This is a genomic window from Chitinophaga japonensis (assembly GCF_007830125.1).
GTDB lineage: Bacteria > Bacteroidota > Bacteroidia > Chitinophagales > Chitinophagaceae > Chitinophaga > Chitinophaga japonensis.
Genome location: NZ_VLLG01000002.1, coordinates 1,818,509 through 1,845,506, shown reverse-complemented (window position 1 = coordinate 1,845,506; position 26,998 = coordinate 1,818,509). Strand labels below are relative to the sequence as shown.

At 56.0% G+C, this 26,998-nt stretch carries 23 protein-coding genes; 4 read left to right on the top strand and 19 right to left on the bottom strand.

All coding sequences use genetic code 11. The features are described from left to right. The first annotated feature begins 113 nt into the window (after positions 1-113). Positions 114-557 carry an SRPBCC family protein gene (locus LX66_RS07575; protein ID WP_158642565.1) on the top strand — a complete coding sequence of 148 codons (444 nt, stop codon included), beginning with the start codon at positions 114-116 and terminating at the stop codon, positions 555-557. On the opposite strand, the gene LX66_RS07570 is transcribed toward LX66_RS07575, so the two are convergent. From LX66_RS07570 to LX66_RS07560, 3 genes are all read right to left on the bottom strand, one after another. Further along, complete coding sequence (locus LX66_RS07570; protein ID WP_145711430.1) at positions 558-1,331, bottom strand: isocitrate lyase/PEP mutase family protein; 774 nt, start codon at positions 1,329-1,331, stop codon at positions 558-560. It abuts the gene before it with no gap. A 90-nt stretch (positions 1,332-1,421) separates the two neighbouring features. After that, positions 1,422-2,234 (bottom strand): helix-turn-helix transcriptional regulator, encoded by an 813-nt coding sequence (locus LX66_RS07565; protein WP_145711428.1) that lies wholly within the window; start codon positions 2,232-2,234, stop codon positions 1,422-1,424. Between the two features lie 59 nt (positions 2,235-2,293). Further along, a complete protein-coding gene (locus LX66_RS07560; RefSeq protein ID WP_145711427.1) occupies positions 2,294-4,555 on the bottom strand; it encodes an ATP-binding cassette domain-containing protein in 2,262 nt (753 codons plus the stop codon). A gap of 142 nt (positions 4,556-4,697) precedes the next feature. Here LX66_RS07560 and LX66_RS07555 point away from each other — a divergent pair, with 142 nt between their 5' ends. Further along, the gene (locus LX66_RS07555; RefSeq protein WP_145711426.1) at positions 4,698-5,606 is read left to right on the top strand and encodes a helix-turn-helix transcriptional regulator; all 909 of its coding nucleotides are present in this window, start codon (positions 4,698-4,700) and stop codon (positions 5,604-5,606) included. 10 nt (positions 5,607-5,616) lie between these two features. Beyond that, entirely contained in the window at positions 5,617-7,794 is a 2,178-nt protein-coding gene (locus LX66_RS07550) for a molybdopterin cofactor-binding domain-containing protein (RefSeq protein ID WP_145711425.1), read from the top strand. Here LX66_RS07550 and LX66_RS07545 read toward each other — a convergent pair. The 15 genes from LX66_RS07545 to LX66_RS07475 form a co-directional block, all read right to left on the bottom strand. Then, positions 7,791-7,991, bottom strand: coding sequence for a KTSC domain-containing protein (locus tag LX66_RS07545; RefSeq protein WP_145711424.1), 201 nt, complete (start codon positions 7,989-7,991; stop codon positions 7,791-7,793). The genes LX66_RS07550 and LX66_RS07545 overlap by 4 nt on opposite strands. Before the next feature lie 91 nt (positions 7,992-8,082). After that, complete coding sequence (locus LX66_RS07540) at positions 8,083-8,277, bottom strand: hypothetical protein (protein WP_145711422.1); 195 nt, start codon at positions 8,275-8,277, stop codon at positions 8,083-8,085. A 67-nt stretch (positions 8,278-8,344) separates the two neighbouring features. Further along, a complete protein-coding gene (locus tag LX66_RS07535; protein ID WP_145711421.1) occupies positions 8,345-8,638 on the bottom strand; it encodes a hypothetical protein in 294 nt (97 codons plus the stop codon). A 94-nt stretch (positions 8,639-8,732) separates the two neighbouring features. Next, on the bottom strand, positions 8,733-9,614 hold the full coding sequence (locus LX66_RS07530; protein ID WP_145711420.1) for a DUF6268 family outer membrane beta-barrel protein: 882 nt from the start codon (positions 9,612-9,614) through the stop codon (positions 8,733-8,735). A gap of 10 nt (positions 9,615-9,624) precedes the next feature. Beyond that, positions 9,625-12,648: an efflux RND transporter permease subunit gene (locus tag LX66_RS07525; protein WP_145711419.1), complete on the bottom strand. Its 3,024-nt coding sequence runs from the start codon at positions 12,646-12,648 to the stop codon at positions 9,625-9,627. 8 nt (positions 12,649-12,656) lie between these two features. Next, a complete protein-coding gene (locus tag LX66_RS07520) occupies positions 12,657-13,703 on the bottom strand; it encodes an efflux RND transporter periplasmic adaptor subunit (protein WP_145711417.1) in 1,047 nt (348 codons plus the stop codon). Positions 13,704-13,707: 4 nt separating this feature from the next. Beyond that, positions 13,708-15,102, bottom strand: coding sequence for a TolC family protein (locus LX66_RS07515; protein WP_145711416.1), 1,395 nt, complete (start codon positions 15,100-15,102; stop codon positions 13,708-13,710). Next, positions 15,090-15,482: a DUF2147 domain-containing protein gene (locus LX66_RS07510; RefSeq protein ID WP_145711415.1), complete on the bottom strand. Its 393-nt coding sequence runs from the start codon at positions 15,480-15,482 to the stop codon at positions 15,090-15,092. Before LX66_RS07510 ends, LX66_RS07515 begins: the two co-directional genes overlap by 13 nt. A gap of 124 nt (positions 15,483-15,606) precedes the next feature. After that, a complete protein-coding gene (locus LX66_RS07505; RefSeq protein WP_145711413.1) occupies positions 15,607-16,386 on the bottom strand; it encodes a LytR/AlgR family response regulator transcription factor in 780 nt (259 codons plus the stop codon). Further along, entirely contained in the window at positions 16,383-17,474 is a 1,092-nt protein-coding gene (locus LX66_RS07500; RefSeq protein ID WP_145711411.1) for a sensor histidine kinase, read from the bottom strand. Before LX66_RS07500 ends, LX66_RS07505 begins: the two co-directional genes overlap by 4 nt. After that, the gene (locus LX66_RS07495; protein ID WP_145711410.1) at positions 17,471-18,685 is read right to left on the bottom strand and encodes a hypothetical protein; all 1,215 of its coding nucleotides are present in this window, start codon (positions 18,683-18,685) and stop codon (positions 17,471-17,473) included. Before LX66_RS07495 ends, LX66_RS07500 begins: the two co-directional genes overlap by 4 nt. Before the next feature lie 118 nt (positions 18,686-18,803). Continuing rightward, entirely contained in the window at positions 18,804-19,592 is a 789-nt protein-coding gene (locus tag LX66_RS07490) for a DJ-1/PfpI family protein (RefSeq protein ID WP_145711408.1), read from the bottom strand. A gap of 83 nt (positions 19,593-19,675) precedes the next feature. Further along, positions 19,676-20,665, bottom strand: a complete 990-nt coding sequence (locus LX66_RS07485) for a GlxA family transcriptional regulator (protein WP_145711406.1) — start codon at positions 20,663-20,665, stop codon at positions 19,676-19,678. A gap of 14 nt (positions 20,666-20,679) precedes the next feature. After that, complete coding sequence (locus tag LX66_RS07480; RefSeq protein ID WP_145711405.1) at positions 20,680-21,555, bottom strand: hypothetical protein; 876 nt, start codon at positions 21,553-21,555, stop codon at positions 20,680-20,682. Between the two features lie 74 nt (positions 21,556-21,629). Next, positions 21,630-24,881 carry a TonB-dependent receptor gene (locus LX66_RS07475; RefSeq protein ID WP_145711404.1) on the bottom strand — a complete coding sequence of 1,084 codons (3,252 nt, stop codon included), beginning with the start codon at positions 24,879-24,881 and terminating at the stop codon, positions 21,630-21,632. A gap of 204 nt (positions 24,882-25,085) precedes the next feature. Here LX66_RS07475 and LX66_RS07470 point away from each other — a divergent pair, with 204 nt between their 5' ends. Then, on the top strand, positions 25,086-25,775 hold the full coding sequence (locus tag LX66_RS07470; protein WP_145711402.1) for a DsbA family oxidoreductase: 690 nt from the start codon (positions 25,086-25,088) through the stop codon (positions 25,773-25,775). On the opposite strand, the gene LX66_RS07465 is transcribed toward LX66_RS07470, so the two are convergent. Beyond that, entirely contained in the window at positions 25,772-26,995 is a 1,224-nt protein-coding gene (locus tag LX66_RS07465; protein WP_145711401.1) for an SGNH/GDSL hydrolase family protein, read from the bottom strand. The two genes, LX66_RS07470 and LX66_RS07465, sit on opposite strands and share 4 nt — an antisense overlap. Between the last annotated feature and the right edge of the window lie 3 nt (positions 26,996-26,998).

The window sequence follows — 26,998 nt, the reverse complement described above, 5'->3', positions numbered from 1 at the left end:
AGTTTTGTCGCAATCAGCCACTGAAAGCGTCCTTTTTGCACCCCTTGCATCCGCACGATATGCTTCATCTTTGTAGTACAATCAAAACACGTAAAAAACCAAAAAATATACAGATGAAAAAGCTGGAATTTAAAATTAACATCGCGGCTAACCCGCAAAAGGTATGGGATACCATGTTAAACCTGGAAACCTACCAGGAATGGGTGGGCGTAAGCTGGCCCGGCTCCACTTACAAGGGTGAATGGAAGCAGGGGCAGGAGCTGCGCTTTGTTTCCACGGAAGGGGGCGGCACGCTGGCCAAAGTAGAGGAGCTGCAGCCGCAGGCATACATTTTCGCCAAACATATCGCCGTGATCAACAACGACGGTACAGAAGACCGGAGCAGCGAGATCGCCCAGGGCTGGATCGGCACCACCGAAGCCTATACGTTTACCGAAAGCAACGGCGGTACCGAATTAAAAGTAGAGCTGCATACCAGCCCGGAATGGGAGTCCATGTTCAATGAAGGCTGGCCGGATGCATTGGCCAAGCTGAAAGAGATCTGTGAACGGCCCTGATCAGAACAGGCTGGAAAAGCTCCCGTCTGCCAGTATCTTCCCGGCCAGGGCTTCCATGTGCCGGTACATAGCGCCATGCACAAAATTGCCCATGCTGATCCTTTTTACGCCCAATGAACGGAGCGTGTCAAAGTCCGGCAAGTCGGGCATGCACATCACGTTAACGGGTAATGAGGTGGCGCCAACCACTGCTTTGATATCTTCCGTGTCCGTAATGCAGGGCAGGAAAATACCATGCGCACCGGCGCCTTCGTAGGCAGCCATTCTTTGTATGGCCTCCGCCCTGGCATCGGGCAGGTTCAGTAAAAAAGCGTCGCAGCGGACATTGATGAAAATATCGATCTGCTGCTCCTGCAGGCGGCCGGTAATGGCGGCCAGTTTTTTGGTGAACTTTTCCGTGTCCACTATCTCGCGGCCTTTGTCCCCTACCAGGGAATCTTCAATATTAATACCGGCTATGCCAAGGCCGTGCAGCAGCTTCAGGTTCTCTACCACTTTCCCTTCCACCTCCCCATAGCCTGCTTCCAGGTCCACCGACAGGGGCAGGCTGGTAACGGCCCTGATGCGCCGTATCATCATAAGGTACTCGCTGAAGGACATATTTTCCCCGTCAGCATAGCCCAGCGTTGCCGCCACGGCGGAACTGGAGGTGCCCAGTGCTTTGAATTGCAGCTTTTCCAGCACTTTGGCGCTTTGCGCGTCCCAGACGTTGCCTATCAGCAATGGTGCTTCCTGCGCGTGCAGCGCTTTGAACGAATTAAAATCTGCAGCCATAATCTTTTCCTGTTCTGTTTTAGTCAAATAATAGAATACAAAAAAACCTATCCCCTTGTTTAAAAAATTGAACAAAACGGAACAAGGAAATTAAGGGGCAGCATCTTCATTGACGGGGCGGGACGCCGCGGAGAAGGCGGAAGGGGTAGTACCGGCAAAGGACCTGAACTCCCGGATAAAATGCGACTGGTCGGCATACCCGCAGTCGTAGGCGATAGCGGTCAGCGAATCCTCCTGCTTACGCATGTGCCGCAGGCTGCGCTGGAAACGGTGTATCTGGCTGTAAAGTTTGGGGGTAACGCCAATATGCTGCAGGAACAGTTTCTGCAGGTAACGCGGCGTAATGCCGTACCGGGCCGCCAGCATGCCGATGGGGGCTGCAAAGGCATTGCGCTCCATATCCTGCACGATCTGCGCCAGCAGGGGCGCCTTGCCGGCTTTTCTCTCGTTGGCAGATAACCTTTTGAGCAGGAAATTTTCGATCAGCAGGATCCGTTCCGGCAGGCCGGGAACGTCCAGCAATTGCTGGTGCAGGGTTTTCACCGGGCCGCCCAGCACATCCCCCAGGTTGGACACCCGGTCGTTAAAAACATGCAGCTCCTCGTCCAGGAAACAGGCGGCCGTATGCGGATAGAAGCGGATGCCCAACAGGATGTTCCTTCCCTTTCCTTTAATCGGCATCGGGCGGGTGATCTGGCCCACCAGCTCAATGGGCGGATCGGTCTGGAATGCGTTGTCCGCCGTAGAGCGCCATATCACATTCCCCAGGTTGAACACCATTTCCATGAACCCGCCGGGATATATGGTATCCTCCAGCTCCACGGGCACCTCAGAGTCCATGAGCCAGTAGCATTGCACATACGGTTGCAGGCGGTTGCCTGGTTTGATGAGCTGGTATTGCATATAGCTTGTTACGCGCCAAATTTAACCTATTATCCGGAATGCGTGGGCGCTGACAAAACCTATAAATAGAAGGCTTTTGAGAGGTACTGCCCGGTTAAGGAATGCGGTGACTGCAACAGGTCGGCCGGCGTACCTGCAAACACAATGTTGCCGCCGCCCGTGCCGCCTTCAGGGCCCAGGTCTATCACCCAGTCCGCGCGCTTGATCACATCCGTATTATGCTCTATCACGATCACGGAATTGCCGGCATCCACCAGCCGGTCCATGATCTCAATGAGATGCCCGGTATCGGACATATGCAGCCCGGTAGTAGGTTCATCCATCACGTAAATGCTGCCCTGCTTGTGCAGCTCCCCGGCCAGCTTGATACGCTGGCATTCCCCGCCGGAAAGCGTGCTCAGCGGCTGTCCCAGCGTCAGGTAATCCAGGCCCACATCGTTCATGGCCTGCAGGCGTTTTACGACCTCCTTCCTGGTAAAGAAAGCTGCGGCCTGCTGCACGGTCATTTCCAGCACTTCGGTAATGTTCTTTCCCTGCAGGGTATATTCCAGCACTTCCTCCCTGAAGCGCCGGCCGTTACATATTTCGCAGGTGGTGCGCACCGGCTCCAGGAAAGCCAGGTCTATGAAATTAAAGCCCAGCCCCTGGCATCCCGGGCAGGCGCCTTTGGAATTGAAGCTGAACAGCGAAGGGCTGACCTTGTTGGCCCTGCCGAACAATTGCCGGATATCGTCCATAATACCGGTGTAGGTAGCGGGGTTGGAGCGGATGGAAGTGCCCACGGCCGACTGGTCTATCACAATGGCTTCAGGATGCTGCGCCAGGAATACGCCATTGATCAGGGAGCTTTTGCCGGAACCGGCCACGCCGGTAATGGCGGTAAGCACGCCTGCCGGTATATCTACGGACACATTCTTGAGATTATGCAGGCGGGCATTGCGCACCGGCATAAAACCGGCAGGCGGCCGGAACTGTTCTTTAACAGTGGTTTCCCGGTGCATGTACCGGCCGGTAATGGTATCTGCCTGCAGCAGCCCTTTGAAATCCCCGGCATATACGATCTGCCCGCCGCCGGCGCCGGCTTTGGGACCTACGTCCACAATATGGTCCGCAATTTTTATCACATCCGGGTCATGCTCCACCACCAGGATGGTATTGCCCTTGTCCCGCAGCTTGAACAGCAGCTCATTCAGGCGGTGCACATCGCGGGGATGCAGGCCGATGCTGGGCTCGTCAAAGATGTACATCATGTCGCAAAGGCTGCTGTTGAGTTGCTTCACCATCTTGATGCGCTGCGATTCCCCGCCGGAGAGCGTGGCCGTTTCCCGGTCCAGGCTCAGGTAGCCCAGGCCAATGTCCACCAGGTGCTGCAGGCGCATGGCCAGCGTAACCAGCATAGGGCCGGCGGAGGGATCATTGATAGCTTTGATCACATCCACCAGAGCGGATACTTCCATGGCTGCCATGTCCGCGATGTTCAGGCCGTTAATGCAGCAGGCCAGCGTGGCCTGGTTCAGCCGGGCGCCCCTGCACAGGGGACAGGGGCCAAAGCGCATGTAACGCTCCGCCGTTTTCCGCGTGCTTTCCGCCAGCTCGCTGCTGTCCTTGCTGATGTAGAGCCGGTTGAACTTATCCGCCAGCCCCTCGAACTTCGTGTTTAGGGGCATATCGTTCTCCAGCCTTACTTCATATGTTTTTTTGCCGTACAGCAATGTTTCCCATTCCTGCGGCGTGTAGTCCTCCAGCTTTTTATCATTGTCCAGCAGGCCGGAATACACATAGGTTTTCCAGTACCAGGAGCCCACGGAAAAAGGCGGGAACAGGATAGCGCCTTCATTCAGCGACTTTGAGCGGTCCAGCAACTTATCCAGGTCCGGTTCCACTTTATGGCCTACGCCTTTACACTCCGGGCACATGCCCGCCGGATCGTTAAAGGAAAAAGCATTGGAGAAGCCGGCAGGCGGCTGCCCGATACGGGAAAACAGCAGGCGCAGCACGGCATAGATATCCGTAATGGTGCCCATGGTGGAACGGGAGTTGCCGCCCAGGCGCTTCTGGTCTATCACAATGGCGGTAGAGAGATTTTCAATCGTATCTGCTTCCGGCCGGCTGATGCGCGGCAGGCGGTTGCGGATGAACATGCTGAAGGTTTCATTCAGTTGCCGCTGCGCTTCCGCACCGATCGTGTCAAATACAATAGAGGATTTACCGGAGCCGGATACGCCGGTAAAAATGGTGATCTTCCGCTTGGGTATGTCCAGTGAAACATTCTTCAGGTTATGTTCCCTGGCGCCTTTGATGTGGATATATTCCTGCTGCATGCTACCTCTTTTTTAAGGGGCTGTAAATTTCTGAAAACCATATGGAACAAGGCCCGTGCCGGGCGGATTTATTTCCCTCCTGAACGGATAGGCAAGCAGCAGCGGCCGTATTTTTTTGTAAGTTTGCTGCAACACTTTTATTATGGTGCTCACCGAAGAAAAAGTACAATACGTCTTCGACACTTCCCACACCGATGTAGCCATCACTTCCTTTGCAGGCGCCCGGATCATTTCAGCAAAGGTGTTGCAGGAAAAGACCACGCAATATCCCGAAGCGAGGACCGAGCCCTGCCTTGACATGTATTTTTCCCTGGAGGGCGACAGCGCTGCATGGGACAACGTAAGCGGCAAACATTACGCAGTAGACAATCTTCATCATGGCATGATGTACACGCCGGCCTTTGACGGCCACTACACGCTGGCCGGCACCAGCGCGGCCGGCTTTTGCATAGAAATGGACCAGCACTATATGCAGCGCATGATGGTGACCGACCTGGACTGCCTGCAGCGCTTCTGGGACAAAGCCGCAGCCGGTAAAGCGGCGGACCTTTCCTCCGTTGCCCTGCCGCTTACCTGGCAACAGCAACAGGTGATCACAGACATCCATCAATGCCGGTACAGCGGCCATATGAAGCTGCTGTACCTGGAATCCAAGATCATGGAGCTGTTCCTGCTGCAAGCCACGCAGGCCGAGCAACTGGCAGGCAGGAAAGCCGCGCCGCTGCATCCTTCCGACAAAGAACGCCTGTATGCCGCGCGGGATTTTGTAAAAGCACATATGTTTGAGCCCATCACCCTGATGCAGGTAGCCAGGCACTGCGGGTTGAACGACTTCAAGCTGAAGAAGGGATTCAAAGCCCTGTTCGGCACCACGGTGTTCGGTTACCTGAATGAACTGAAGATGAGCTACGGCCGGCAAATGCTGCTGGAATCCAACTGCACCGTAGCGGAAGTGGGTTACGTGCTGGGCTATACGGACAGCTATAATTTTTCCAAGTCCTTTAAGAAGTACTTCGGGTACCCGCCGGGCAAGCTGAAGGCGAAACATTAAACTGTTGATCATGACCCATTCCACGAGGAGAGACTTCCTGAAAACAGCCGGCTGCCTCACCATCGGTTTTTCCCTCTTCCACCCGTATGGAGAAGCCATGGCGGCTGCCGCGCAGGAGCTGCCCGGCAGCCTGCGGCGCTACCCGGACATCAACGCCTGGCTGCAGGTGCTGGAAGATGGCCGCGTGCGCGTGCTGACCGGCAAGATAGAGCTGGGACAAGGGCTCCGCACCGCCGTGGCGCAGGTGGCGGCGGAAGAGCTGGAGCTGGGCATGGAACAGGTAAGCGTTACGTTGGCGGAAACCGGCGTAACGCCCAACGAAGGCTATACCGCCGGCAGCATGTCCATTGAGACCAGCGCCATGGCTATCCGTCATGCCGCGGCAGCGGCCCGGCAACAGTTGCTGGCGCTGGCAGCGGAAAAGCTGCAGGCGCCGGCTGCCCGGCTGGAATTTGCCGGGGGCCGTGTGAGCATGCCGGGAGGCAGGCGCTCCCTCACCTTCGCAGAAATACTGGACGGCCGGGAACTGAGCGGCACCATACGCCTGCCGCTGCCACTGAAGGCAAAACAGGATTATACCCTCTCCGGCCGATCCATTCCCCGGCAGGATACCAGGCAGATCGTTGCCGGCGCGCCGGTATACGTGCACGATCTTCGTTTCCCCGGCATGCTGCATGCGCGCGTGGTACGGCCGCCGGCTTACCAGGCAAAGCTGCTGGGCTACAATGAACAGGCCGTCAGGGCCAAAGCGCCGGACCTGGTCAGGATCGTTGTCAACGGCAGCTTCCTGGGCGTAATAGCGCCGGGCGAGTACGCCGCTATACAGGCGCAGGAAGCGCTGGCGGAAAATGCACGCTGGTCAGATGCGCCGCCGCTGGCCGGAGGGGATGCGCTGCCGGCCTACCTGGCCACCTTACCGGTGCGCACTGAAAAGGTGCGGGAAAAAGGACAACCCATCAGCGGCGGTGCATCGCTGCAGGCCACTTATTTCAAGCCTTACATTATGCACGGCGCTACCGGCCCTTCCTGTGCGGTGGCGCTATACGATAAAGACCAACTGCATGTCTGGACACACAGCCAGGGCGTATACCCCCTGCAGGGAGCGCTGGCGGAAATGCTGGAACTGCCGGCGGAAAGGATACATGTAAAAGGCGTGCCCGGCTCCGGCTGCTACGGGCATAATGGTGCGGATGATGTAGCGGCAGAAGCGGCCCTGTTTGCCATGGCCCTGCCCGGCAGGCATGTGCGCCTGCAATGGTCCCGGCAGGACGAGCATGGCTGGGAACCTTATGGCAGCGCCATGCTGATGGACACCGCTGCCGTACTGGACGCCGGCGGACGCATTACCCACTGGCAATACGAGCTGCGCTCCGACACCCACAGCACACGCCCCGGCGGCAAAGCAGGCAACCTGCTGCCGGCCCGCTATCTCGAAAAGCCTTTCAGGGAACTGCAGGGCGGCTATAATGCCGGCGCTTACCGCAATGCCGAACCTTATTACGATATCCCGAACCAGCACCTCACGGCCCATTTCTTTGAAGGACCGCTGCGCGTATCAGCCCTGCGCAGCCTGGGCGCCTACGCCAACATCTTCGCGATCGAGTCTTTCATGGACGAGCTGGCCGAAAAAGCCGGCAAGGACCCCTACGATTTCCGGTTAATGCACCTGGAGGACAAACGCGCGATCGCCGTACTGCAAAAGCTACGAGACATTACACCCGCCAAAGCGCCCCATCCCGGCAGCGGCATCGGCATTGCCTTTGCCCGCTACAAGAACAGCGCCGCCTACTGCGCCACGGCCGCGCAGGTACGTGTGGACGACAAGGGGGGCCGGGTAGAAAAAATGTGGGCGGCGATAGACGCCGGCGAAGCGATCAATCCCGGCGGGATCATTAACCAGACAGAAGGCGGTATGGTGCAGGCCGCCAGTTGGACGCTGATGGAACAGGTGCGGTTTGATGCGAAGCACGTGACCAGCAATAACTGGTATACCTATCCCATGCTCCAGTTTGGCCAGGCGCCGGCTACGGAAGTGGCCGTCATCCAGCGGCCGGAAGAAAGGGCGCTGGGCGCCGGTGAAGCCGTACAGGGACCGGCCGCCGCCGCCATTGCCAATGCGGTGTACCATGCCTGCGGCATACGGGTGCGCGAGCTGCCCATACTACCGGGAAAGCTTAAACAGCGCTAACCGCTCACCTTTACAAAATCATACTTGCCCTTGATATGCCGGTTCAGGTACTGCCCTTTGGAGGAGGCTTTTTTCATGGCGTCATATACCCGGGGCGGCACGCCCTTGTAGTCATATACCGTGCCTGATACATACACGATCCTGAGCGTAGCGGCTGCAGGATCGTAGCTCATATGTGCCACAACGGAGGAAGGCATCTGCATGCGCATTGATCCGTTGAATCCTATCAAAAATAAGGCCTTCCTGCGCGCAGGAAGGCCCCGTTACTTAGGATAATGTACAGCAGTATCAATCGTAGTCAGACAGTCTTACGGCAAATACGCAGCGGTTGTCCCGGCCGTATTTAGCAGTGGCGGCGGCCAGGGTGGAAAGGGAAAACTTGTTCTTTAGGGGGACCAGCTCCGTTTGGATGGTTTGCTTGCCGGAGCAGGCATGCAACAGTAATGCAGCAAAAATGCCACTACAGAAAACAGGTGTTTGCATGAGGTTTTATTTTTGATTAGAGAAGACCTGTCAGGTTTCGAAACCTGGCAGGTCCGTTCTAAACGAATTACTCCTCTTCCTCTTCTTCCTCCTCTTCGTCATACTCATCCTCCTCCAGCCATTCCATGTACGAGTAGTACCAGTCCTCCAACTGTTCCAGCAGCTCCTGCTTTTTACCAGGATCGTTGTGGAAGAACTCGTCCACGTTATCCAGCTCCTCCACAATGTCAATGTAAGCGGTTTCTTCATCTTCCTCCACGCGTTTGGCAAAGAAGCGGGGCTTTTCGGTGTGGAAGATGTATTCGTTGTCAGGGTCTGTAACAGGATCGTCGGCGATCATGAACTTAGGTAACTGTGCCATTGCATTTTATTTAGTACTCAAAAATACTTGTTTCCGGGATTATGCAACCCAACAATATCAAAAACCGGACACAAATATGCAGCACCTTATCCTGTTATTCCGGTAGACTGTATAACAGGCTGATTTGCAACAACAGGCCCCTTTGCTGTACGGACTGTACCGCCGCAGGGCGATCGCCCAGGGGTATGCTGAACAGGGTCCAGTTATGTGGGCTGTCATCCGCATAGCGCTCAAATTGCTGCCGGAAAATAAGGCCCGCGCTGCCCTGTACCTGCCAGCGGCCGGAGAGGCGATGCTGGTAGTATCCCTGCATGGCCCACTGCGTGGTCTTTATCCAGCCGGATGCATCGGCGCTGGCAGACAAACGGTAGCTGCTCACATCCATCTGCAGCCCGGCCCCCATCTTTGCCCTGCTGCTGAGCGTATATTCCAGCCGGGGCCTTACGGGGATCTGTCCGTATAACCGCAGACGCTCCGTAAAACGGTAGTCTATCTCCAGGAAAGGCACTACCTGGTTGCCGAAGAACTGCCGGGCGTAGGCCAGCCCAAACCCATAGCGCAACCGTTCTGAGTGCCGGGCGCTATAGCGGAACCCCAGTCCTATGCGCATATCTTCGCCGGACAGGTCCTTCATATCGCTGAACACGCCGGTTTGAGAGAACATGGATAAGCTATGCTTTTCATCCACCCGGTACAGCCACGCCAGGCCAAGCCCCACGCCGTGCAGGGGCATATCCAGTTCTTTCCCGAGACCATGAAAATAAATATTGCGATAGCTTACCGTGCCGGCCAGCAAATGCCGGCCCTTATGATATAGCGGGAACCCCGCCCGCAACTGCAGCGACTGCGTATGCATGGCAGTATCCTGGTAGCGGAACGGCGCATACTGCCAGGAAATGTGCAGCAGCTCCTTATCCTGGGCATAACTGCAATAAGGGATCATCAACCCGCTTAACAGGCAAAACAATTGCTTCATAGGATCATTATTATTTCATGAGCATTTTATACAGCACCGGCTCTACAAACCGGGTCAGGAACAGGGAACTTAGCAGGCCGCCGATCAGCACCAGCGCCAGCGGGGAAAAGAAGTCCGAGCGCTCCAGCACCAGCGGAATGAGCGCAAATACGGCCGTAAGCGTAGTAAGGAAGATGGGCGTAAACCGTTCTTCCCGGGCCAGTTCTATGGCCTTGTCCACATCATGTCCCAATGCCCGCATCTGGTTGGTAAAATCCACGATGATGATGGTGTTCTTTACTTCCAGCCCTACCAGCGTCACAATGCCGATAAAGGCAGTGAAAGAAAATGTATAGCCGCCCAGCCACAAGGCGATCACGGAGCCGAACACGCCAAGCGGTATGGCGGAGGCCACGATGAGCGTACCTTTCACACCGTGGAATGCCAGCACCAGCACGGCTGCAATGGCCAGCACGGCAATGAACAGCGCAGTGGTCAGCCCGCTGAAGGATTCTTTCCGCTTTTCTATTTCACCGCCGGCCTGGTAACTGTAGCCGACCGGAAAATGTATCTGCTTCACTTCCCGGATGATGGCATTGGTCACATCATTGGTGAGGTAGCCGGATGCCACGCCGGCCGTAACCATTACACTGCGCACCCGGTTATAATGCTGAATGGTGGAAGCTGCGCCGCTGAACTGCCAGGACGCGATCTGCGTGAAGGGGATCAGCCTGCCGGTGGAAGACGCTACATAGATGTCCCTGAACACATCAAAACTTTGGGTGTCCGCTTCGTCTGCCAACAGCATGATCCTGTAGTTGTAATCCTTGCCGGAGTTATCCGTAAACTCTCCTACCTGCAGCCCGGCAAACACCATGCGGATGGTGCGGTAGATCTCTGATACCGGCACACCGAGGGCCAGCGCTTTATCATGATTAACCCTGATCTGCAGTTCGGACCTTGCTTCCCGCAAAGGATTATCTATATCAATAGCGCCGGGCGTTTTATTCATAATGCCTTCCACCCGGGCAGCCAGTTGCTGCAGCGTGTCCGTATTGTCGCCCAGCAATCTTATCTCGATCGGGTTTTGCACGGGCGGCCCCTGTACAAATTCCTTCACCTGTATTTTCACGCCGGGATACCGGGCAAACACCTGCCGCAGGGAATCCAGCAGGAGCGGCGTACCTCGCTGGCTGTAGTGGTCCAGCCCGCACAGCAGTTGCGCGCTGTTGCCTTTCTGGGGGGATTGCGGCAGGTTATAATACACCTGCGGATTGCCTTTGCCGATGCTGGCGGCTACGGAAATGATCTGCGGGTGCTTTTGCAGCTCCTGCTCTACGCGCAGGCATACACTGTCTGCCGACGCCGTGTTCTTCCCCTGCGGCAGGGTTACATTTACCAGGAACTGCGGCTTTTCCGCGCCGGGGAAAAAGCTCACGCCGATCACCTGCAGCATGGCGATGCCGGCCACTATCAATGCCAGCGCTATCAGCAGCGTGGTCTTTGGCCAGGCCAGGCATTTGTGCAGCACGCGGAGAAAGGGGCCTTCGTTCAGCTTCATCACCCAGCGGTAAAAGATGTTGTCGCCTATCTGCTCTTTGAGCAGCCAGCGGGACACCAGCGGCGTTAGTGACAGGGATACGAACAGGGAGCCCAGCATGGTAAAGATCACGGCTAAGGGCAGCGAACGTATGAAATCGCCGGTAGCCCCCTGCAGCGTCACCAGGGGCAGGAAGGATAGAACGATGCAGGTGGTTACCGCGGCAATAGCGGCTGTCAACTGGTTGGTGCCGTTAATGGCAGCCTGCTCCCGGCTCTCGCCTTTGCGCAGCTTCGCCACAATATTTTCCACTACGATAATGCTGTCGTCTACCAGCAGGCCCAGCGCAATCACCAGCCCTACAATGGAGAACTGGTTCAGCGAATAGCCCGCCAGGTCCAGCAGGGTAATGCCGATAAAAATGGAAGTAGGGATCGCCAGCATCACCACATAGGAAGCACGCAGGCCCAGGGGCAGCAGGGTGACCAGCACCAGCAGCACGGCAATGATAAAATCGCGGTACAGCCCGTGCAGGCGGTGGGCTACGCTCTCGCTCTGGTCAAACACTTTTTCCAGGCGTATGCCATTGCCCGCGGCGTAGTAGGGCTGCAGCTCCGCCTCCACGGCTTCCGTAATGTCAAAGATATTGGTGCCATCCTGCTGGCTGGCGGCAATGAACACGGCTTTCTTCCCGTTGTAGCGCGCATGGTAGTTGTTCCGTTCATAAGCGGCTTCCACATCCGCAATGTCTTTCAAGTATACCAGGTGGCCGTTGGCCGATTGGATAATGGTATTCCGGATGGCTTCCACGGTCTCAAAATCGCCGGTGGTTTTAATGTTGTAACGGTTGCTGCCCACATCCATGTAGCCGCCGGGGATGCTGGTGGCTTCACTTTGCACCGCGTTGGCAATGGCCTGCACCGTAATGCCGCGGGCGGCCATTTCCGGCAGGCGTACCTCCACATTCACCTGTTGCTGCGGCAGGGCGTGAATGCCGACCTCTTTTACGCCTTTCACCTTTTCTATAGCAGCCTTGATGTTGTCTGCCATGGCCTCCAGCTTGCTATAAGGCTCCTTGTCCGTTACCAGGGCATACTGCAGGATGTTCACATTACTGGTGGACGCCTGTATCACGTCAATGCCGGCTACATCCGCAGGCAGATCCGGGCGCACCTTGTTGATCTCACGCTGTACTTCATCGTATTTCTTTTCCTCATCGGCGTTTTGCAGGAACTTGACCTGTATGGCGGCTATGCCGTCGTTCACATTAGTGCGGATAAACTCGATATCCGTTAAGGCGCCCAGCGCCGATTCCAGCGGCTTTACCACCAGTTGCTCAATATCCGCCGGGCTGGCGCCGGGATAGGTGCAGATCACCTGGTACTGCGGCAGGGGAAACAGCGGGTCTTCGCTTTTGGGCATCTGCCGGAAAGACTGTATGCCCCAGTAAGCGGCCAGCAGGAAAATGCAGATGGTGAACTGCCAGTTCTTTATAAAAAATTTAGGAATGTTCATGTGTTGTGCTATTGAGCGATCGTTATCTTTTTTCCGGGCACCGCATCGTTCTTGCCGGCGGTGATCACCGGCAGGTTCCGGGGCCAGGGTTCCTCAATGGCCACCGCATCCCCGTGTATGCTGTGTATATGCACGCTGCGCTGCTGCACAGTACTGTCGGGCAGCACGGTATATACCAGGGCCGTATCACCTGACGCGGCCATCAGCGCATCCAGCGGCAGCAGGGTGTATTGGTCCCCTGCTGCGTACTGTATGCTTAGCTTGCCGGTAAGGCCATACACCATGTGTGCGGGGCCGGGTTCAAAGGATATATAGCAGTTATAAGTGCCGGTTTGCGCTTCGGGAATGGCGGACAGGCGGCTCACTTTTCCTGTAAATACCTGGCCGGGCAATGCATCCAGGGTAATGGCGGCACTTTGCCCTTCCTGCACCCGCACACGGTCCTTGTCGCTCAGCCCTGCTTTAAACACCCACTTCGGGTTGCCGGCGTCCATATTACTACCGATGATGAACACGGGCGAGCCGGGCGTTTTATATTCGCCGGGATTCACCTGCCGTTGCAGTACAAAACCGGGCGCAGGGGCGTACAGGGATGCCTGTGACAGGTTGTAGTCCATGCTGCGCTTTTGCTGCACTGCAGCGGAAAGGCTGGTCTGCGTGTTCTGCAGTTGCTCCAGCGTGGCAATGGTGTCTTTTACCAGTTGTTGCAGGCGGCCGGCATCCCTTTGCAGTTTTTCAATATTCAGGTCTGCCTGCAGGAGCTGCGCCTCCAGCTCCGTAGTGTTCAGCCGGGCCAGCAATGCTCCCTGCTGTACATACTGTCCTTCTTCTACGTACACCTGCGCTACCATGCCGCCTGTTTTAAAGGACAGGGCCACTTCCTGGCTGCTGGCGATCATGCCGCTGGCCGTGATGACTGCGCCGGCGCTGCCCGACCGGGGCAATACGGTGGTGACCACCGGGCGCGGGGCTTCCGCTGCTGTATGCTTTTCCTGGCCGCAGGCCGCCAGCAGCAGCGTGGCGGTAACGGTGCTGTAAATACGATGTATGTTCATGTGTTTATTGGATAATGGAAATTGTTTTCCCGGTTGATTTTTGATACTCCGCTGTTTTTACCTGCAGGCTATAGTACCACACCTGCCGGTTGATGGAAGCCTGCAACAACTGGTTTTCCGCGTCGGACAGCTCCAGTATACCCGCCATGCCCAGCCGGAATTTTTGTTTCACCGCCTCGTAGTATACAGCGGCATTACGGTAGCTGTCGTTCACGGCGGCATAGTTGTCCAGCAACGTAATCACATCCCGGCGGGCGGTGATCTCCTGCAGGGACAGTTGCTGCTGCTGCAGGTCGTACTGTGTATGCAGGCTTTGCTGCTGCAGCCTTGCCTGCTGTACCCGGGCCTTGTTGGCGCCCGTGTTGAACAGGTTCCACTTCAGGGATAGCTGAAGCTGCGCAAAGGGCAGTTGGCTGTTGTCAAAGGTGATCTCCTGGCCGCGTACGCCGGCAAAGGAACTGAGCTGCACATCCGGCCACTTGTTGGCGGCCAGCTTATTCTTCTGCGCCAGCGCCGACTGTTCCAGGTGGTAGAGATAGTCCAGTTGGTAGCGGTGCATTGTTCCCGTATCCTGCGCAGGCGCTACGCGATAGGCGGCATGGCTGTTGAACACGTAGGCGCTGTCAATTTTCACCGGCGCTGCGCGTTCGCGGTTCAACAGGAAGTTGAAATAGTACTGTGCTTTCACAATATCGTTGTCCGCGCTGTGCAACTGCGCAGTAATATTACTCAGGTTGGCCCTGGCCTTATACAGGGCGTCTTTCGTCATTTTATGGTTTGCGATCAGCTCCGTAATGCCCTGCAGGTGTTGCTGCGCCAGCTCCAGGCCCTGTGCCGTAGCATCCCGCACATAGTACGCCTGCAGGTACTGGAAATAAGCAGAGCGGATATCCGCCTCCAGCGATGTTTTAAAGTCCTCCAGCTTTGCCTGCCAGGCTTTGCTGTCTGCCTCCTTTGCCTGGCGGTTATATTTCAGCTCCGCACTGTAAATGGTTTGCGTGAGCTGCAGTCCGCCGCTAAACATATGCGGCGGCGGGTAATAGATCTTGTCGCCGTCAATGTTGGGGGCATCCATACTGTGGATGAGCTCCCACAACCCCATGGACAAAGGATCGTTGGGGTCTGGCGGCGGCATGGTAAAAGGCTTGCGCAGCGAACCCGTATACGAGCCGGCTATGTCCAGTTGGGGGCCATATAACCGTTTGGCCTCCTTTAATGTCCATTGTGCCTTTGCATAGTCCATATTCATTTGCTGGAGGCCCAGGTTGCTGCGCAGCCCCTCCTGCACGTAAGCGTTCAGTACGGCCTGGGCGCGCAGCACCGTGGCTGAGCCCAACAGGGCGCATACCAGCGCTGCCGCCCGGCATAAACGTTTACCGGCGCGGCTCATCGTGTCCATGTTTTTGTTTTGCTGAAAAGGCCGGCGGAGCCGGTAATGGCGAGGGTATGCTCATCTTTCAGCACGGCGCTGCAGTTGTACCAGGCATCCCGGGCGGGCATGTACAGGCGGCCCTTCTCATACCGGCCCTCGTTATAGGTCAGTCCCCTGATCACTACCTGGCCGGTGCGGGCTTTACCGTCTGCGTTCTTCAGCCAGGAAAGCCTTGCTTCATAAGTGCCGGCCGCGCGGTAAAATTCGATCTTGCGGTCGTGGGTCTCGTTGATCCACTCCCCCAGTATCTTGTCTGCCGCGTTGGCCGATTGCGAAAAGGCCGGGCTATGCATGACCATCATCATCCCGGAGAGGAGCAGGGCCCATTGAAAAGTGCGTTGCGTCATTGTTCTTGCGTTTAAGCAGTTAAGTGATGCAAATTTGACGCGCACAGGGCCGCCTGGGAAGCGTTTTTGAACGGAGGCGGGCAAAGTTACAGCGGAAACGGGCCCTGGCGGGAGGTGAGTGCAGTCACCCTACGGCATTTCCACCGCCTCCTTCCAGCCATTGCAGGAATTCCCCGGCTTTAGCCTTGCTCACCATTACGGGGGTCATGTTGCCAATAGTAAGGCGCACGGCCAGTTTCCGGGCAAAGAAGCGCTCCACGCTCTGGATAGCCTGCCGGTTCACGAGATATTGCCGGTTGGCCCGGTAGAACTGGCCGGGGTCCAGCGTTTTTTCCAGCTCCTCCAGGGAAGCCCCCAGGTAGTATTGCTGACCATGGAGCATGGTGATCTTTACCAGGGTATCATCCAGGTAAAAGCAGGCCACTTCCTTTACCTGGATGGGAATGATCCTTTCCTTCTGGTGCACCAGCAGGGCGGACTTGTAAGGCTGCTTTAGCCGCTGCAGCAACTGCCGTACGGCCGCGCCGGAGGACTGGTCTGCCAGGGCGGCTTTCATACGGTTGAACTTATCGATGGCCTTTTCTACCTTCTCCCTGGTGATGGGCTTGAGCAGGTAGCTGATAGCATTGGTTTCAAAAGCATGCATCAGGTATTCATCATAGGCGGTGCAAAAAATGACGGGACTTTTAATATCCACCTGGCGGAAAATGTCAAAGCACTGCCCGTCGCCCAGCGCTATATCGGAAAACACCAGGTCGGCGGCCATGATATCGGCCTGCCGCTGCAGGGATTGTTCCACCGAGTCCAGGACGGCCGTTATGCGGGCTGCCGGCACTACTTCGTGAATAATATGCTGCAGCTCCTGCGCTGCCCGCGGCTCATCTTCTATAATGACGATGTTCATATGATCAATGGCAATTGTACACAAAAGGCATCTGCTGTGCGGCGGATCATTACGTCCCTGCCGAACAGCAGCTTGTAACGTTCATAAATATTGTTCAGCCCTATGCCGCTGGTGGTTTCCTGCTGCTGGCGGGGCTGCAGGTTGTTCTGCACTACGATGTACTCCCCTTCCGTAAATACCCGGAGCACCAGGGGGCGGGATTGCAGCACTATGTTATGCTTCACGGCGTTTTCCACCAGCATCTGCAGCACCAGCGGCGGTACTCTGGAGGCGTACCATTTTTTGTCCACCGCTATTTCCACCTGCAGCGATTGCCCGAAGCGGGCTTCCAGTATGTACAGGTAGGAGTGGATGAAGGCCATCTCCTCTTCCAGTTGCACATGATCCTGCGCGCGGTTCTTCAGGATGTAGCGGTACAGGTTGGCCATCTCGTTCACAAAATGTTTCACCGGCGCTTCCTGTGTAAGGGTGGATAAGGTGTTGAGCGTATTGAATAAAAAGTGCGGGCTGAGCTGCTCTTTCAAAGACGAAAGCCGGGCCTGTAACTGCGCCTGTTTCAGGTGCTCCAGCTCCAGCAGCCCCTGTTGCTTGTCCTTCATTTGCTTGAGATGGAACACCAGGAAAGCAATAAGACCGTTAAACATGATGCCCCGGAAAAGGATCAGCGCCGTTCGCCGCTGCGTTGCCGGCAGATCGGCCAGTTGCAGCGGGTGGTTTGTAATGGCGCTGTTCAGATAGTCATACGCAAATGAAAGCACGCAACCCAGCGGTATGGATATGGCAAAGAACAACTGGTTGGCCCGCCGGCTCCTTTGCAGCAAAGGCGCATGTATAAGGAGGTGGTTGAGATACCAGGTGAGCAGGGAGAAAACAAAGTAATAGGCAGCCAGGTAAACGTACTGCGACAGATCCGTTGAATTAAAACGGATCAACCGGGGCAGGGACGAGATCACCGCGATAATTAAGGAAAACGGGATGCCTATATTCCAGTTGTATTTCTTCATCCCTGCAAAAGTAAGCCGAATGGCGGGTTTGCAGGAAACAGGAGCGGCTGAAACGGGCAATCCGGCGGTTAAAGCGGGCTTCATGGCCGCCTCCCCGGTATCACCACCCCCAGCGCTGCATTGAGCGTAACCCCTGTAAAGGCGCTCACCGAGCCTACCGGCGCCGGCAATGGCGATACGGTATATTGCACCCCGGGCGCTACATAAAAAAGACGGCTGAGACGATATTGAACACCTGCTGCCAACGCATAGAAGATACCCCTTTCCGTATGCTTCCTGATCTCTGACGAGGTACCGCCACCGCCCCAACCAACCGTGCGCGTGCCGCTACCACCACCAGCCATTACCCATACGCCGCCAGCAACAGCATCCAGCCAGGGGCTGAACCGGCGCGGGCCAAAGGGCAGCAGCCTGATGCCCAGTCCATAGCGCAGCATGGCGCCGCTGCTACCGGAGCCATTGATGGTTACCTGCTCGCTGTTCCAGTTGATCTCATCTACTGTTTGCTGTTTGGCGGCATAGATTAGCGCACCGTTAAAAAACAGGGCTAACGCGTCCGAAAGGTAATAACCGGCGCGCAGGTCCCACAGGGTCTTATGCCGGGTAAAATCCACCAGCGTTTCATCATCAAAATCCGTGTGATATTGGCTGCCAACCAGGTGCACGCCGGCTGCAAACTGTAAGAGCCAATGATGTTTCCACACCATAGCAGCCGCCTGTTTTTGGGCCTTCGCTTTTGCCACCTGCCGGGTTTCCATGTCCAGCACACCCGGTACGGCATAGGTTACACTGGTATGCCGCGATGCATTGTGCGACCAGGTCTGCTTTGCAGATGCATAGACATGAACGGCGCTGCAGTGCGCCATCTTGTTGCCAGGCAGCGCTGCCAGGCTTGCCAGGCAGGTATGCAATGCCTGCAGCGTGTCACAGGAAAGCGCTATCGTGTCCAACCATACCAAGTGCACCTTGTTCCGGTTAATAAAATCCCTTTCATAGAGATGTGCAATGAACTGCTCCAGGAAATCCTGCACGGCTGTGTCCTGCAGCCATTGATTAGCGGGTAGATAATAGAAGCAGGCATAGGCCTGCATGCCATACAAGGGTAACCGGTGCAAACTGTCTTGCGCATACAGGGTCTCCGGTGTCGTGTGCATGTCCCCTATGATAATGTAGGCCTGCATACCGGGGAAGCTGAAGTGATCCGGCATCCGGTTGTTCTGCGCAAGGTAGGGCAGCGCCTGCCCCTGATAAGTAAAGCTGCGGTGCTCTTGCGCGTGCAGGGACACCCTGGCCATAATCGATAAGAGTAGTAGTAAATATTTTGCCATAATAGTCAGACCATCTCCAACCGATATGACAACAAAAGAGCGGCTGAAACGGGCAATCCGGCGGTTAAAGCGGTTAAAGCGGGCTTTATGGCACTGTTACCAGCCCGGCATCCGGCGCCCATTTATCATATTCCATGTAAGCGGCCACCTTCTCCGCTACTGCCTTGCCGCGTATTTTGGCTACCAGGTGCAGCGCGCCATCTATCCCGGCGGAGATGCCTGCGGTGGTGATCACCTTCCCATTATCCACAAAGCGTACGCCGGACAATACTTTTGCGGTAGGCACAGCCTCCTGCAGGCTGGCAATGCTCTTATGAAAAGTAGTAACGGTGAGGCTGTCCAGCAAGGCGGCTTTCCCCAGTATAAATGCGCCGGTGCATACGGAAAAGTAGTGCCGGATATTGGCCTGCCGTTTCACCCAGTTAATGACCGCAGGATCATTGGACGCTGCGCCGGCATTGCCGCCAAAGAAGGCCAGTATATCCGCTGCCGGGGCATTGTCCAGGGTATAATCCGGCATGATCTTCAACACGCCCTGCGAGGTAACAGGGCCCCGGGTTTTGGAAACGGTGAAAATATCAAACCCGGCGTAATCGAATACTTCCATGGGCCCGGCAAAGTCCAGCACCTCCACGCCATCCTGCAGGTAGAAGGCTATTTTCAGGCGGTCGTTTTGCAGGCGCTTACGTTCCTCCACCACTTGCCGGATCAGCTCCATATGGCAGTGCGGGCATTCGCCGGGCGCATCGAAAGCAATGGTATCGCAGGCATTGTTGCAGGGCAGGCAGTAATACGCGGCCTGCGATTGCGCGGACAAGCGGGCGGCCCCGCACAGCAGCAGGCAGGCTATGATATACAGGAACAATCGTTTCATGGGTGGTTTGTTTTACGGCTAAGATAGTAAGCGCCGGTAAGAACGGGCAGGACAGGATAGCGCAGTATCCGGACAATCTTGGATCAGGCGCGCACCATGCCCCGGTATTTCTTTAGCAGTTGCCGCAACTGGTTCGTGCTTTTCAGCCCGCAGGCTGCCGCTACCGTGTGCATGGTATGGCCTTCGCCGATCATCTGCTGGGAACGTTCCACCCGCAGCTTGTCCAGGTACTGGCCGATAGTGATGCCCGTAGTGCTTTTAAACAGGCGGGTAAGATTGCGGGGGCTCATATGGATCTGCTCCGCCAGGGCCTCAATGGACAGTTTTTTATCCAGCGTCTGCGCCAGCAGGTCCTGTATGGTATGAATGCGGTTGTTGAGGTGGTTACGGTACTGCAGGAACACGCTGAGCTGGGGATCGGCCGCGGAGCGGCGATTGAACACCACTACTTCCCGGGCCACCTGGGCGGCAAATGCAGATCCCCACAATTGCTCTACGATATACAGCGCCAGGTCTATTCCCGAAGCCACGCCGGCGCTGGTCAGCACCGTGCCGGATTGTACGAAAAGGCAGTTCTCCTTCACCTGCAGCCCGGGATAACGCTGCTGCAGGCGTTCCGTGTATTTCCAGTGCGTGGTGCAGGCCTGGTCCTGCAGCAGGCCCGCTTCCGCCAGCAGGAAAGCGCCGGTGCACACCGAACAGATGATCACGCCCTTTGCATGCTGCTCCTGCAGCCACCGGCGGAAGGGGGCGGTAGTGCGCAGGAATGCATCGTCCAGCAACAAAGCGCGCTCCAGGCCGGGAATGAACACCAGGTCATTCTTTTTTAACTGCAGGGTGTTATAATCACGAAGATCGGAAAAGCACAGGTGGCTGCTGCTCTCCACGCGCTCGTCTGCCGGGAAGATACCGGCAAAATAAGAAGTGACCGGCGCACCGTAATCGGCTGCTTCATAAAAGATCTGCGCCGGCCCGGCCACATCCAGCAGGTGCACCTGGGGCGGGACTATAAATACAGCCTGGGTGACAGGCGTGTGCTGATAATTTGTACGTTGGAAAGAAAACTGGTGCATTTCGCGGCATTTATCTAACGCTCCTTGCCGACCACCTGCTTTAAGGCCGGTTCAACAGCCAGGGCGTGACCTGCACCAAAGGTAACTATTATCCGGTCGTAGCGGTAAAGCGCCTGGTCAATCTTGTCCAGCAAGATGCTGTCCCTTACCATTTTGGAAGTCCGCCCAATAGCACAGAACCTGCAATCCGGGTTCACATAGTCGAACTGTTCCATATCGGCCGTCATTTTCAGCTCAAGGGGACGCCCCATATACTTCCGGTATAGGGTGTTGAAATAGGTAAGCGTTCTTTCCTCCTTCGTTAAGGGGAATCCCTCTTTCACGAACCAACCATCTATGGCTTCGTTATACAATTCTTCAAAGGGCCGACTGCCGTATGCCCCGTACAGGTAAGGAATGACAAGGCGCTCCATCACATAGTAAAGGAACAGTTCTTCCCGCGGGTGCTTTTTCAGGGTGATCGAAAATTCCAGGGAATCGCCGGTATCCCCGTTTACCATCTTGATGCCGGCCTCGTTACACAGGTATTTTAAACATCCTGTCTCACTGTTTTTCATAATAGCCGCCTGCATGGAGGGGTAGTGCAGGCTGTCCGGCAACTGGCCTCCTTCATTAAAGGCGATCTGCGGTTGCAGCGCTGCAAAGGCTTGCTCAATGAGGACAAACTGCCGGTGAGCGGTATCATAATTGTGGTCACAGCCAATGAACACCAGCTCCTTTTGGCCATGCTGGAGATGAATGACATAGGGTAACTGAACCGTATCCATTATTTTCCCGACAGTTACATAGTCGAGCACCTGGTAGCTTTTATCCCGGTCAGTATTGCGACGGCTTTCACCACAGGCTGCGAGTAACAATGCGATAAGGGAACAGGTAAGTATTGATCTCATAAAAAGGATATAGCGGCTAATATATTAGAAGTTGGCGGAAATTCCGCCAACTTCTTCTTCTCTCATGCTGCCTCTTAAAACCGGTACCGCAAGCCTAGCTGCATCTGCCAACGCGACTGCAAATCCGGGCTGGAGGTAAAGGTAGAACGCAGGGAAGGATCAAACCGGTAAGTAGGCGGGGCGGCCGTAGGGTCTGCCGCCGGTATAACAGATAATGGCTGGAAATATCCCGAGGTGGTAGCATATTTCACTACGCCCCAACTGCTGTTAATGAGATTGCCGATGTTCACAAAATCGATGCTGAGCTGGAGGGTCTGCTCCCGCTTTTTACCCCTGATAACGAAATCCTGCAGTATGCGCAGGTCCAGTTGGTTGACCCAGGGATTTTCGCCGGCATATTTTCCCGTATAGTCGCCACGGCGCTCCCGCAGGTATTTGTCCTGGGCAATGAACTGCTTCAGCGCCTGGCGCTGGGCGGCAGCGTCCTGCACCACGCCGTTCTGGTCGGTAAAGGCGGCAAACTGCATCACGTCTATCTCCGCATCTGTAGGCACGTACAGCAGGTCGTTGGTGCCCGTGCCGTCGTTATTGATATCGCCGCCATACACGTATGCAAAGCGGTTACCGGAGTTCAGCGATCCGAATAAGGATACGGTAGTGGCCCATTCCTTGTCCCCGCCATAGCTCCATTTTTTGGAAGCGGCGGCAATAATGCGGTGGGTGTTGCCATACAGGGAAGTGGACAGCACGGCTTCATTGGCATTATTGAGGATGGGGTTACGGTCAAAGGCGTCGCTGGATATTTCGGCGGAGATGGAGCTGGCGTCCCTGGCGATCAGGTAATTGTAGCCGGCCATCAGGTACAGGCCGTTCCGGAAATATTGCTGCGCCTGGAAGCTCACGTTGAACTGGTAGCCTACATCCGTATTGGTAAAAGCATACGTGTTGTTGGCGCCCTGGTCGGAGGGCAGGTACACATTGCGCGTGTCGCCGGTACCGGAAGCCAGGGTGCCGCTGGGCGTGCCCAGCTTGTAATTGCGCACCATCATGGCATTTACGTCTTTGGTATAGGCCACGTCCAGGCTGAAGATAGTACCGAAAGGTATCTTTACATCCGTGCCCAGGTTGGAGCGCCATACCTGCGGCCATTTGAAATCCCGGGCCGTTACGTTGTAAAAGTCGCTGAAAGGATTGCCGATGTGGTTACCGATCCATACAAAGGGAAAGCGGCCGGTGAACAGGCCGGAACCGCCACGCACCTGCAAGGTACGGTCGCCTTTTACATCCCAGTTAAAGCCCAGCCGGGGCGAAAACAGCGGTTTGCGGGAGGGAAAGCGGGTATTGTCCACATCCTGGCCTTCGCCGTTGGTCAGGCGGTTGCCATGTTCGTCAAACAGCACCAGGTCATCGTTATTAGGCACCGTAGGCTCGCCTTCCGTGAAGGAGCCGGTGAAAGTGCCGTCGGTATTTACATTGGGCGTACGGTAACTGGCGTTAAAATAAAAGGGCACATCCATTCTTACACCATAGGTTAGCCGGAACCTCTCGGACAACTGCCACTCATCCTGCACATAGGTGGAAAGCTGGCCCACGGTCAGGTAGTACCAGGTCCACTCTCCTGCCGCCGCCCGGTTGCGCGCATAGTTCACGTCCACATCCAGGGGATAGGCGCCAAACACCACGGGACCGCCCCGCGGCACTTCCGTAAGAAAGGTATTGATATCAATGTCGCTGAACAGCGTAGGCCCGTAACCGGTGAGGTTAAAGGAGTTGCCGAATTTATAGGACTCAAAGGATGCGCCCACGGTAAGGGTATGCCTGTCCAGGAAGATGTTGAAGTTGTTGGTCACCTGGAAAGCGTCCTGGTTCAGCCGGTTGTTAATGGAGAACGGCTCATGTCCGGCAATGATGTAGCGCACCCCGTTCTTGGTAATGTTCACCACGGGGAAGGGCGCTGAAAAAGGATTGCGTTTATCCCGGAACGTAGTATACACCACGCGCAGTTTGTTGGCGAAGGTGCTGCCGAAACTGGAGCGCAGCTCCGTGCTGAAGGAGTGCAACTGGTTCACGATCTCGTAACCTGAGTTGCGGAACTGCAGGGTGGTATAGTCCGGCCCACGGCGCCCGATGGCGCTGGGGTGCGCCGGCTTTTCCTTGCTGGCGTCCAGGCCGTTGTACGTAAAGGAAAGCCGGTGGTCGTTGGTAATGTTCCAGTCCAGCTTGGCCAGCCATTTATAGTTTTTCTGGTCCAGGGTAAAGCCCTGGTAAGGGCCGGTATCATAATCGAAGCGGGTTTTCAGGATGCTGCTCACCTGTTGCAGATCGGATTCCAGCACCCGGGAGGTGTTGGTATTACCCACATTGGAGCTGTTCTGCGCTACGTAGCTGCTGGCCTGGTCGCTGCGCTGCTCTGTTTCAAAGTTCACGAAGTAGAACAGCTTGTCCTTTACAATGGGGCCGCCCAGGGAAAAGCCGGCCTGCAACTGCTTGAGGTCCGGCACCACCTGCTTGTTCTTGTCCACTTTGGAGCCGGTGAGGGACTGGTTGCGGTAAAAGCCGTACACGGTGCCGGAAAAAATGTTGTCGCCGGATTTGGTCACCGTGTTCACACCCGCGCCGGTAAAGCCGGCCTGGGTCACGTCATAGGGCGCAATGTTCACCTGTATCTGGTCTATCGCATCCAGGGAAATGGGCTGCGCATTGGTTTGCCCGCCGGGGGTAGGCGCATCCAGCCCAAAGGGATTGTTGAACACCGCGCCGTCCAGCGAGAAGTTGTTATACTGCCCGTTGCGCCCCGCGAAGGAAAGCCCGTTATAGGTAAAGGAAGCCGAAGGCGTCAGGCGCAGGTAATCATCTGCGGAGCGGGAAATGGTGGGCAATGCCCGCAGCATGCGGTTGCTGATGTTCACGGAGGCGCCGGTCTTCTTGTCGTCAAATACCGTGGAGCGGCCGGTCACTACCACGTCCCGCAGCGCTACGGCCGATTCCCGGAGCTGTACGTCAATCGTATTGTACAGGCCCAGTTCCAGGAAAATATCGTCCTTTACATATTCCTCGTAGCCTACGTAGCTCACCGTTACGCGGTAAGGACCGCCTACCCGGAGGTTGGGCACGATAAAGCGGCCGTCGCCTTTGGTCAGCACCCCCTGCCGGATGCCGGCATTTACAAATTCCACGGTCACCGTGGCGGCGGGCAACGGTTCTCCCTGGGGTGTTTTTACAACACCGCCCAGCGTAGCGGTAGTGACCTGGGGAAACGCCCGTAGAAAACCGGACAATAAAAGGGTGAGGCACAACAAATGTTTGTACTTGATCTTTGTGAGCATAGCGATAGATTTTCGGTTGATAACGAATTGAAATTATTCCCGCTTCCCTATCCCTGCCAGGTGTGTATAGCAAGGGGTTAATGATGATGTTGACTGATCCTACCGAATATAAGGAAAATAGGTCAAATGACGCCGCGTAAAAGTAAAAACCGTAATTTTGATGTTGCAACACCTATTTACCTGACGCATAACAGTCCAATACAGATGAAAGTAGAAATATGGTCCGACGTGATGTGCCCTTTTTGCTACATCGGCAAGCGCCGGTTTGAGAACGCGCTGCAGCAGTTCCCGCACAAAGACCAGGTGGAAGTAGTATGGAAGAGTTTCCAGCTAAACCCGGACATGCCGGCAACCGTTGAGCAGAACATCCATGAATACCTGGCGGAGCACAAAGGCTGGACAGTGGAATATGCCCGGCAGGTAAACAGCCAGGTAACAACTATGGCGGCGGATGCCGGGCTGCAGTACAATTTTGACAAAGCGGTAGTGGCCAACTCCTTTGACGCGCACCGCTTTTCGCACCTGGCCGCCAAACATGGCAAGGGAGACGCAGCGGAGGAAGCCCTGTTCAAAGCCTATTTCACGGAAGGTAAGAACATCGCCGACCGGCAGGTGCTGGCGCAGTTGGGCGCCGGCATCGGGCTGGATGCAACGGAAGTAAGCACCGCACTGGCATCCAACGACTATGCTGCCGAAGTGCGCCGGGATGTGGAAGAAGCGGCCGCACTGGGCGCAAGGGGCGTTCCTTTCTTTGTGATAGACCGCAAGTATGCCGTGTCCGGGGCGCAACCGGAGGAGCTGTTCCTGGAAGCCTTGCAGCAGTCCTTCACAGAACAGGAGCAAACGGACGCCGTGAACGGTGAAGCCTGTTCTATTGACGGGAACTGTGATTAACGGGCCAGCATGATCCGGCCGATGTACAGGTAACGGTCCTTATACCGGGAGGTATCGCCCCGCTCCCCGGGGTTGACTATTTTCAATTTATCGATGAACGCCGTGTCGGGTTTCAGCACAATGGTATGCATGCCGGCCGGCAACGTATCCAGCAGGTAATAATGCCGTCGGTACCAACTGCCATGCCGGTCAAACCGCAGCTTCCTGGTTGGCGGTTGCCCGTCAATGCTGACCAGCGCTGCGCCGGAGCTGGGGCCTACGATGTCCTGCACGCCAAACACGCGCCCTTCAAAACGGATGGTAATACTATCCCCTGGATCGCCGGAATATAACAGGTCCGGGAAGGCCGCAGCAAATCCTTTAAGCGCCGGCAGGGCGGCGCCTTTTTTCCAGCCTTTTGTTTTGGTGAAGCCAACCGGCGAAAGCACCCGGGCCTGCTCATAACAGCCGGCATATAGCGGCGGCGGCAAGCCGCTTTCTCCAGGCGCCTTTAATTTCTCCATCTTCCTCAAAGCACCGGCAATTGTGGCCGTGTACAGGGCATGGCCGGCCGTGGTGGGATGTACGCCATCATAAGTAAAAATGATACGCTTACCATAATCCCGGCCTTTCTGCGCATGAAACACCAATGCGTCTTTTTTTAGCTGCGCCGCTACATCCATGCCCAGGTTGATGGAAGGCAGCCCGTAGTACTGCGCAATGCGCTCCGTGTAGCGGATGGAGCGCACCAGTTGCCCCTGCTGTAAGGTGGGCAGCATGGATTCCGCTACCGTGTACAGGAAGCAGATATCGGTCTGCGCATGATGCTTTTTGATCTGCCGCACAATACCTTCCATGGAGCGGCAGATGGTGAGGGAGTCCGCCCCGTCGTTCACGGCAAATTCTATGAACACCAGGCCGGGATCATGCTGCAGCACATCTTCCTGCAGGCGGAACACGCCCAGGTCCGACCCGGTGCCACCTACACCGGCATTCACCGCTTTGATAACACTGCCGGGATACTGCTCCCGGAACCATTGCTCCGTTTGCACCCGGTAGCCGCTGGCGCCGGTAATGCTGCCGCCCAGGTAAGCCACTACCAGGGTATCGCCCTGGTGCAGCTTTTGAAAGCAATGCGGCAATCCCTGCCTGGCCTGCAGCGCCGTTAAGGCGGGTGCAGGTCCGGCGCCCATTTGTGCAACGCCGGCCAGCAGCGCACACATCAGCATGATCCTGTTCATGCC